Annotated in this window: 7 protein-coding genes and 3 pseudogenes; 9 read left to right on the plus strand and 1 reads right to left on the minus strand. The window is 31.8% G+C overall.

Annotated elements, in window-relative coordinates; all coding sequences use genetic code 11:
* Positions 1-287 precede the first annotated feature (287 nt).
* The 5 genes and pseudogenes from QQZ16_RS22105 (at position 288) to QQZ16_RS22125 (ending at position 5,982) form a co-directional block, all read left to right on the plus strand.
* Positions 288-1,769 (plus strand): hypothetical protein, encoded by a 1,482-nt coding sequence (locus QQZ16_RS22105; RefSeq protein ID WP_231512611.1) that lies wholly within the window; start codon positions 288-290, stop codon positions 1,767-1,769.
* A 15-nt stretch (positions 1,770-1,784) separates the two neighbouring features.
* Positions 1,785-2,782, plus strand: a pseudogene (locus QQZ16_RS22110) (ATP-binding protein).
* A 38-nt stretch (positions 2,783-2,820) separates the two neighbouring features.
* Positions 2,821-4,380, plus strand: coding sequence for a hypothetical protein (locus QQZ16_RS22115; protein ID WP_065429145.1), 1,560 nt, complete (start codon positions 2,821-2,823; stop codon positions 4,378-4,380).
* Between the two features lie 251 nt (positions 4,381-4,631).
* Positions 4,632-5,060, plus strand: a pseudogene (gene tnpA, locus QQZ16_RS22120) (IS200/IS605 family transposase).
* Positions 5,061-5,262: 202 nt separating this feature from the next.
* Positions 5,263-5,982, plus strand: coding sequence for a tyrosine-type recombinase/integrase (locus QQZ16_RS22125; protein WP_051641031.1), 720 nt, complete (start codon positions 5,263-5,265; stop codon positions 5,980-5,982).
* Between the two features lie 115 nt (positions 5,983-6,097).
* On the opposite strand, the pseudogene QQZ16_RS22130 reads toward QQZ16_RS22125, so the two are convergent.
* Positions 6,098-6,327 (minus strand): annotated as a pseudogene (locus QQZ16_RS22130) (IS66 family transposase); the annotation flags it as partial.
* A gap of 394 nt (positions 6,328-6,721) precedes the next feature.
* Between QQZ16_RS22130 and QQZ16_RS22135 the strand changes: the two are divergent.
* The 4 genes from QQZ16_RS22135 to QQZ16_RS22150 all read left to right on the plus strand — a co-directional run bounded on the left by QQZ16_RS22135 (position 6,722) and on the right by QQZ16_RS22150 (position 9,238).
* Positions 6,722-6,844, plus strand: coding sequence for a hypothetical protein (locus tag QQZ16_RS22135; protein WP_268817979.1), 123 nt, complete (start codon positions 6,722-6,724; stop codon positions 6,842-6,844).
* Positions 6,845-6,925: 81 nt separating this feature from the next.
* Entirely contained in the window at positions 6,926-8,116 is a 1,191-nt protein-coding gene (locus tag QQZ16_RS22140) for an MFS transporter (RefSeq protein ID WP_031540127.1), read from the plus strand.
* Positions 8,106-8,234 (plus strand): hypothetical protein, encoded by a 129-nt coding sequence (locus QQZ16_RS22145; protein ID WP_268817980.1) that lies wholly within the window; start codon positions 8,106-8,108, stop codon positions 8,232-8,234. Before QQZ16_RS22140 ends, QQZ16_RS22145 begins: the two co-directional genes overlap by 11 nt.
* Before the next feature lie 101 nt (positions 8,235-8,335).
* Positions 8,336-9,238 (plus strand): radical SAM protein, encoded by a 903-nt coding sequence (locus QQZ16_RS22150; RefSeq protein WP_284561788.1) that lies wholly within the window; start codon positions 8,336-8,338, stop codon positions 9,236-9,238.
* Positions 9,239-9,323: the final 85 nt, after the last annotated feature.

Here is a 9,323-nt window from a genome sequence, read left to right on the forward strand (position 1 = left end):
AAATACCCACAAAATTAGTAACAGAAACCGTGCGTCAGAACATACCATACTTAAATCAGGCGATTGGAAAACCCATTCACTTTGCCTTACAGGGATTAAAAGGTTTTTAAAAAAGAAAAAAAGAAATTTTGATGAAAGAATACATTTAGAAAGCGGATACAAAATTAGAAGTTTTACTTTATAAAAAGGGAGCTAAAAAAACTCCCACAAAAACTTGACTCAATCTCATTAACATAAGAAATTTACACAAGAAGTTTATTAATGAATGTAAAGTTTTGGGGATTAAAATGAATGAATATCCTTTTAACACGAGTTCATTGGCAATAAAGTCCCTTGAACGGTATGTAAAATCATTGTCTAAAACGTATTTTGTTGAAGTAGCAAATAGGAATGGTGAACAAGCAGCTATGGTTGCCAAAAACACCGGCATCGGTAACAAAAACAATCCGATGATTATCAGACCGCTAGAACGAGTGGAATTTGACGGTCATAGAATAGATACTTCAATAGCAATAATTTTTAATACCCCAGAGGGTGATGAGATTATCGAAGTAATGAATCGGATATGGATTCTTTCCATTGTTGATGTAGCTACGAGAGCAATACTAGGATATCATCTCTGTCTAAATAAAGAATATTCTGCACATGATGTTCTAATGTGTATTAGGAATGCTATTTTTCCGTGGAAAAGGAAATCGCTTACTATTGAAGGATTAAACTATTCGGAAAGAGCAAACTTTCCTTCAAATTTAATTCCAGAAGCTAGTTTTGGTTTATGGGACGAGTTTTGCTACGACAATGCAAAAGCTAATATTGCAAAGAATGTAAAAGAAAAACTTGTTGACTTAATTGGTTGTTCTATTAATTTGGGACCTGTAGCAATTCCGGTTAGAAGGCCTATTATCGAACGTTTTTTTCGGACATTAGAGCAAAATGGGTTTCATAGGTTACCTTCTACAACTGGAAGTAACCCAAAAGACCCAAAAAGGAATAATTCAGAAGAAAATGCTATTAAATATAGAATTACTGCACAACACCTTGAAGAACTTACGGATGTATTAATTGCTGAATACAATGATAGTCCACATGAAGGAAATAGTAATCTTAGCCCATTAGAAGTTTTTGAACAAAGAGTAGCGAGAGGAATGACAATACTTCAGTTACCTGAAGAAAAACGTAATGAAATAGCCTTTTTTTCATTAACAGTTACAAGAAGAGTTAATGGTAGTGAAAAGAATGGAAGAAGACCATTTGTTAATTATGAAGGGGTAAGATATACGAACGATGTATTAAACCGTTCGCCACATTTAGTTAATAAAACACTTAAACTGCTAGTCAACACGGATGATTTAAGGATTGTAAAAGCATTTCTAGATGATGGTAGTGAATTAGGTAATTTAAGTGCTACTGGAAAATGGGGAATAACCCCTCATGACCTTAGAACTAGAAAAGCTATAAATAAACTAAAAAATAATAAGTTAATACATTTCACTCAATATGATGATCCAATTCAAGTTTACCAAGACTACTTAGAAAAAGAAGCACGAAAAAATAAAACAAACAGAAACAAATTAGCTTCCCTAAAAAAAGAACAAAAGAGTAAAGAAGAACGATACCAAATAGCAAAGTATAATGAAGACAAAGGGACCATTATTAACGGAAATTTTGAAAACCTTTCCGATCTATCTAATGTTAGGAAGCATAAGGAACCTGAAGCAGGGGATAAACAAACTGATAAGCGAATCTTAAAAAGAACGATAATTTTTTAATTGGAGGTCCTAAAAATGTCAGAAACAGTGGAATCCAATCAATCTAATAAAATATTAATTAGACCTTATATTCCAAAAGGAACTCATCCCATTGAGACGGGTAAATATTTGATTTCAACAAATGAGATCGATAGAATGTATCAAACTGTCATTCAATGGGTCGAAAACAGAACTCCGGGTGCGATCATATATGGTCGTCCCAGATTAGGAAAAACAAGAGCTATTTCATATTTAATTAATTGTTTGCCACAAGACTTTGGTGAAAATACACCAATTTTTCATATTCGTTGTCGTAAATACAAAAATCCCAATGAAAATTTCTTTTTTGAAGATTTATTAAATGCTGTGGGACATTCAATTATCATAAGTGGAAAATCCAATATGAAGAGAACAAGGCTATTAAGATTTCTAGTAGAACGTGCTGACTTCTCAGGTAATAATAAGATTGTTTTTTTTATAGATGATGCACAAAGACTTGTAGAAATTCATTATGATTGGTTAATGGATCTATATAATGATTTGGATCATTATGGCATAACTTTAACTACTATTCTAGTAGGACAAAAAGAATTGGTTCATCAACGATCTGCGTTTATCAGTGGAGATAAATTTCAAATAGTGGGTCGCTTTATGAGCCATGAATATCAATTTAAGGGAATTGAAAATTTAAATAATTTAAGGATTTGTTTAACAGGATATGACGATTATTGTGAATACCCTACAAATAGTAACTGGTCATTCACTAAATACTTTTTTTCTGAATCTTTTACAAGAGGATATAGGTTGCATCATTCAGCCGAAGAATAATTTCAGGTTTTTGTAAATTTAAGAAGAGAATTCGGATTACCTCAGAAAGTAGAAATTCCAATGCAATATGTTACATTAACTGTAGAATATGCTTTAAAACGATTTGGAAATAATGGTTTAGATTTACCGGCTATAAAAAAACTCATTGGGAAGAAGCAATTAATAATTCTGGGTACATCCAATCAGAATTGTATCAAATAAGTTAATATAATATACATTACTTAGATAAAGGTGGTTGAAAGTTATGACCTTTCAATTTACTTGGTCTACCGAATGGATTCAAGACTACGAATCATCTTGGGGAATATTAGAAAAATTTATGTGGGCAAATGCTATTGACGGAAATACTATTTTAGCCTTAATCGGCAATAAAAATGTTAGGCAATTAAAAAACATTTCAAATGCTGGCAGCCGCCACCGTAATCTAGTTTATTTTTTCAGCATTGATTCGGAATTGAGTCAAAAGATTATTGGAATAGATCTAAAAGAGTACCATGACAATTTAGCAGATAAACTAATCCATATAATTCCCAATATTAAGTTTGAAATTAATTATTTTCACTCTAACTTGTCATATTGCCCTATTTGTTTAAGTAAAGGATATCATAGTATTCTACACCAACTGAAAATTTTTGATCACTGTGCTTTTCATCCAGAACAAGAGTTAATTGTTAGGTGCGTAAAATGTGATAAATTAATGCCAGAATATCTTATTAATAAAGGCAACAAAGAGGCTTTTCGTTGCACCTGTGGTTACGATTTTCTTGATTCAGAAAATATACGGTCAATATTTTTATCATGGAAAAAACAACCTAGAATTCAAAACCAAATCATAAATTCATGGTTAAATTTACCTCGTGAAAAAGTTCATCAATATCATTTAATTTACCCCTTTGATAATTACAACAAATACTTTGTTATTAATGATACTGATTACTTGACAATGATGCCCCAATTATTGATTAGAGCTTTTAATGATAACCCTGCTCTGAGTGAGAAAATTATTAAAATTTCTTCTAATAAGGGAATCTTGAAAATTAAAAATGATTATAGGTTGTTAAAGGAAAATTATTTAACTGCTTTTCCACGTCAATTTTCACGCTTTAGATTCAACGAAAAACATAAAATTGATAGTTTCTTCTTTGAAGTCTACAAACAAACTAGGATTATTTATAAAGCAGTAAGTAGATATATATTACGTAATATTATCAAGGACCACAAGAAATGCGTTGAGATTTTCAATAAAGCCCAACAAAATGGTGATGTTTGTCCCCATGCATTATCATTTACTTGGTGGAAAATGGAGTGTGAAGGAATAGATTCATTTTGGAAAATAGAAAATCAAACAAAAATTCGAGAAACATATGATTTTGAATGCATAAGAGAACGGTTTAGTTCATTTATTCGTGGATCATTTATGACACACCTAGAAGAAGTATTAAATCCTATCAGTAGAGAGGAAGAGCTTGATTTCTTAAATTATAATGTTAGCAGAATAAATTATATTTTAAATAAAATCGTTACACATTTATTAATTGAGCGTTATATAAAATGGTTAGAGGTCGTACAAAACCCAGAAAAATTTAAACAACTCCATCCTGATGATACTATTCCTATGTACCTTGCAAAAATCCCGCAAAATTCAAATGAAGAAATAGTTTTCTATTTTCCTAATGGACGAATTAATTACATGAAGAATCTCATAAAAGACATCAGTGAACAAGTAAATTGTCCAATAAGTAAATCTAAGAGGTATCCGCCTTATAAATCTCCAATTCGAATAGCAATGGACAAAATGAAATAAAACAAAGCAGAGTATTTAAATTGAATAGCGTAAGCCTGAACTATAAAAAAGAACACCTTTTCGGTCTACATCACAAAAGCCATATACCACGATTTTTTAAATCGAATATATGGCTTTTATTAATCTTTTTAAACCACAGGATATGCCTGTGTGCAAATGAAACTTGTAGAGTTGTATCAGAAAAAAACTCCAATCGTTATAATAGAAGATGGCCGTCAAACCAACTTCAAATAACGAAAGGAGTCCTGCTCATGTCGAGCGACAATAGTTTATCACATACAAGATGGAATTGTAAGTATCATATCGTATTTATTCCCAAATACAGAAGGAAAGTAGTGTATGGGAAATGAAGAAAAGATATAGGTGCTATTTTGAGAAAACTATGTGAAATGAAAGATGTAGAAATAATGGAAGCACATGCAATGCCAGATCATATTCACATGCTGGTAAAAATACCACCGAAAATGTCTGTTTCGTATTTCATGGGATATTTAAAAGGTAAAAGTTCCTTGATGATCCATGATAGACACGCAAATTTAAAATATAATCATGGAAACCGAACGTATTGGGCGAAAGGATATTACGTAAGTACGGTGGGACTAAACGAAAAAACAATTGCAAAGTATATTATTCGAGAGCAAGAAGCAGAAGACCGTTTGCGAGATAATATGAGCAAATGAGAATACGTCGATCCATTTAAAGAAAAGTAGGGAGAGTAAACGGTTGGCGGTCACTTTAGGGGCTTCGTTGGTAAAGTGCCCTTATAGGGCGAAATTAAAACCGCCGGTTCTACCGGCGGATACTTACTTATTTTAATTACTACATTCTGCCTGAATCATTTTTGACCAGGGCAAGTATTGATCTAAGATTTCATGGCTTGTGATGCTTAAACAAATGGCGTTAGCTTTTGCTCCAGCTTCACTGACAGAAAAAAGCCAGTTTTTTTCTGATGAGGAACTTAAAAGGATTTTTGCATTATCCGATAATATTACCCTTACAAAGAGCCAACCGAATCCCTACATCCAGCTTGAGTTTCCAATGATGCTCCGAATCATGTATGGCTGCTGTTTGCGCGTAGGGGAAACTCTAGCTTTGAAGATGAAGGATATGGATCTCGATGGTGGAATCCTCATTCTAAAACAGACAAAAGGAGACAAGCAACGGCTAGTACCTATGCATGAGACTTTGACATCAATCTTGATTAGATACTGTTTAGTAATGGGGTTGATAGGAAAAGCCGAAGCATTACTGTTCCCCAGCGCAATACAGGAAGTACCACTTTCTGTAAAAGCTGCTCGTAATAAACTCAATACCATACTGAAATATGCCGGCATATCATTGAAAGGTATGGGAAAACGGGAACGTGGACCATGCCTTCACTGCCTGATGCATGTGTTTGCCTTTAAATACTTTGCAGAAGCTGAAAAGTCAGGGCGTTCGATTGACGCATCGGTTCCCTATTTATCTATATATCTGGGACATGACAGCCTTAAAGAAACGGAGAGTTATCTGAAATTCAGCAGCGAATTCTATCCTGAAGCTATGGAACTGTTTGAAGATTACACACTGCAGGTTTTCCCGGAGGTGTCTTATGACGAATAAAGCATCAGAATTCCCGATTTTCTGAACTGAAGACTGAAACTTTTGTCAAAAACATCAAAAGATTATCTAAGAAAAAAGAGAAGAAATGTTTTATGTTAAGACATACAGTAATTCTTCTCGGATAATGCGCCCAACAATTTGCGAAGGTAACGCCTTCCAACTTATCATAGCAGAATAACCATCACAAACAATCATTCCGGAATATCCTTTAATGAAACTTTCAAGGACAGATCGAGCACGTGATACTGAGCTTTGAAAGAGAGTCATGGTTGGACCTTGGCTTGGCACACTTCGATACACCCAATTATAGGGATTGGTTTGACCAGATTTCCCATCGGATCGGTTGAACCTTCTTTTAAAAAGTAAAACTCACCCTCGTTCAACGTTTCGTCAATCACTCTTATATTGATGAATCCTTCAAATCCCTTGCTTTCCATCACCTCAAGAGGGTTATCCTTTTTGTGTATATTTTTGATCTAAACGACAGTACCTTTGTATTCTATTTTAATTTTCCTTTATCGTGAAGCTGATTTAAGGTATCGTCATTGTCTCTTTTTTATGCAATTATGTGATTACATAGAAATTTCAATATATTGTAACAAATACCAAACAGACATATGTGGAAAAAGTTGTATTATAGTATTGAAGAATAAATTAATATATTCCGCTTACTTTGATGGTATCCATGCAAATGGTTATCAAATAAAAAACTATTAATAATAAGAATGGGGGTGAGAATATGAGTGAGGAAAAATATACTCTTGAAGACATTTTATCCGAAATTAAAACACAAAATGAATTGGCTAATGAAGATGAAGAATTAAAATTAGAACTATATTACCCAGGAACTGATATTTGTTAATTTTTTTCGGCTACAATTTTATTTTACCGCCACAATTGTGGCGGTAATTTTACAAAAAAATAATAGGTGAGGAAACTGTTCATGAACTCATATAAAAAAACCTTGTTATTATTTGGAACATATAGTGTGCTTACTTCTGTTTTATTCATCGATGCGATTTTTGCTCTTTTTGTTTTTAATCACGGTTTATCTATAACACAACTAATGCTAATAGGAACTGTCTCTGGTATAACCGTTATACTTATGGAAATTCCAGCAGGAATTATTAGTGATAAATACTCTAGAAAAGTGTCATTAATTATAAGTGTATTGTTAAGACTTATTAGTATTGTCTTTTATATCTTTGGTTCATTTTATGTGGGGTCAGTACTAATGGCATTAGGAGTAGTGTTTTTATCTGGAACGGATTCAGCATATTTATATGACATGATGAAAAAGTATAAACATGAAAATGAGTTTCAAGAAATTGACGGGAGAATTCGAGGCTATACATTTTATTATATGGGTTTTGCTGCGATTATTTCTGGCATCCTATATGGGGTAAATATTTATTTACCTTTTATTATGACTATTGGGACTTTTCTGTGTGCATTGATTATTTCAATAAATTTAGAGGACGAAGTGAGATATTCCCAAAATAATAGAAAAAAAGGGCATTTTGAAATAATTAAAACAAGTACACTTATTATTTTCAAAACAAATAAAGTATTGAATGCCACATTATCATTGGTATTAATTATGTCAGTTATACAGATAGTTAAAGCTTATGATCAGCCATTTATGTATGAAATACAAATAAGTAGTACTGAATTTGGTTTTATATTTTTTATATTGAATATCACTGCAGGGTTTTTCTCGAAAAGGAGTAAACAAATTTCATTAAAGCTTAAAGATTATACTAATCTGGTTTTGATTCTTGGGTTTAGTATACTAACTTTTATGCTCTATATCCTTGATAACTTTTGGGGGCTAATTATATTAGTAGCTTTAAGTGTGGTGCGAGGAATAGCAAGTCCGTATTTTTACACCAAATTAAATGATAATATTCCATCGGAAAACAGAGCGACAATCTTATCATGTGCAAGTTTACTCATTAGTTTATTCGTTGCTTTAATATCACCTTTAACAGGATTAATTGCTGATAACTTTGGATTGAAGTTTACTTATCTATCAATTTCCTGCCTAATTATCGTCTTTTCTACTATTTTATTTTTGAAAAATAAATTTAATATAAAGAAAAATGAGATTGTGAGGGATACATATGAAAATTAATTTAAACCCAGAGGTAAAAAAACTTAAACCTGAGGTTACTCAATGCAAAGTTATGCAAAAAGGAAAAAAAATAAATGGAGACAAAAAAGCATTAAAGAAAAAAGATGCGGAAAAATAAATTTGCAACAAAGTGGTTCCACTATTTTTTTTTACTCTATTTTCAAAATCAAGTGGAAAAATTCCAATTTTTAAATTATTTTATTTTGGAGTTGATTATTGTTGAAATACAAAATATTAAATAAGGATGAGTATCTAATTGAAATAGGCAAGTTACTTTACGTTGTTAATCAGGAAGGTTTTACAATATTAAATGCTATTGATAAATTTAAAAATAAAACTGAAGTTATCTCTTTCCTAGCAAAAGAGTATAATCTATCGCCGACTCATGTATCTGAGGTTCTTGATAATTTTTTAAATAAATTTAATGATACAGAGGAATACGATACGAGCCATTTGTGTTTGAGTGCTCCTTTATTAATCCAATGGAAAGTCACGAATAAGTGTAATTTAAGATGCAAGCATTGCTATGTTGAAGCTGGAATGACCAATAATGAAATATCAAAAAGTGAGAAAGATATTATTTTTAATAGGATTTTAGCAGCAAAACCCTTTTCAGTGCTCTTTACTGGTGGTGAGTGTTTCGAAGAGCCTTCAACTATAGAATACATGAGGAGGGCCTATCATGAGGGAATTGATATTAGAGTGTTCACTAATGGGACAAATCTAGAATACTTTTTCGATGATCTAATAGAAATGTCTGATAGATTAACAATTAATGTATCTTTAGACGGAATGGAAAGTGAGCATGATTTCATAAGGGGGAAAGGTAATTTTAATAAAACTATTAATAATATTTCTGGGTTAATAGAACGGAATATCCAACCTTCAATAAATATTGTTATAAACAAAATAAACTATAAAAGCATAATAGATTTATTAGAATTATTAAAATCTATAAAAGTAAAAAATGTACAAGTATCTCACTTGACGATTTTTGGTAATGCAATTTCTAATAAAAGAAAATTAGCTATGGATGAAAAAATGTATTCTGAGTTTAATTTTTATTTGGAATCGTATTTATGTAAACGAGCACAATATTTCAGATACTCTTTTCCACATTAATCCGGGAGGAAATCTGAAATAATGTGCTATTTTTTTCACTTTATTTCGGAATGTGCAAAATCTTGTTCAAATTATTCCGTCTTAA

The organism is Bacillus sp. T2.9-1 (assembly GCF_950097965.1).
Taxonomy (GTDB): Bacteria; Bacillota; Bacilli; order Bacillales; family Cytobacillaceae; genus Niallia; species Niallia hominis.

Coding starts and splice junctions, on each gene's coding strand:
- QQZ16_RS22105 (WP_231512611.1), top strand. CDS start 288: ATGAATGAATATCCTTTTAACACGAGTTCATTGGCAATAAAGTCCCTT.
- QQZ16_RS22140 (WP_031540127.1), top strand. CDS start 6,926: ATGAACTCATATAAAAAAACCTTGTTATTATTTGGAACATATAGTGTG.
- QQZ16_RS22115 (WP_065429145.1), top strand. CDS start 2,821: ATGACCTTTCAATTTACTTGGTCTACCGAATGGATTCAAGACTACGAA.
- QQZ16_RS22145 (WP_268817980.1), top strand. CDS start 8,106: ATGAAAATTAATTTAAACCCAGAGGTAAAAAAACTTAAACCTGAGGTT.
- QQZ16_RS22125 (WP_051641031.1), top strand. CDS start 5,263: ATGCTTAAACAAATGGCGTTAGCTTTTGCTCCAGCTTCACTGACAGAA.
- QQZ16_RS22135 (WP_268817979.1), top strand. CDS start 6,722: ATGAGTGAGGAAAAATATACTCTTGAAGACATTTTATCCGAAATTAAA.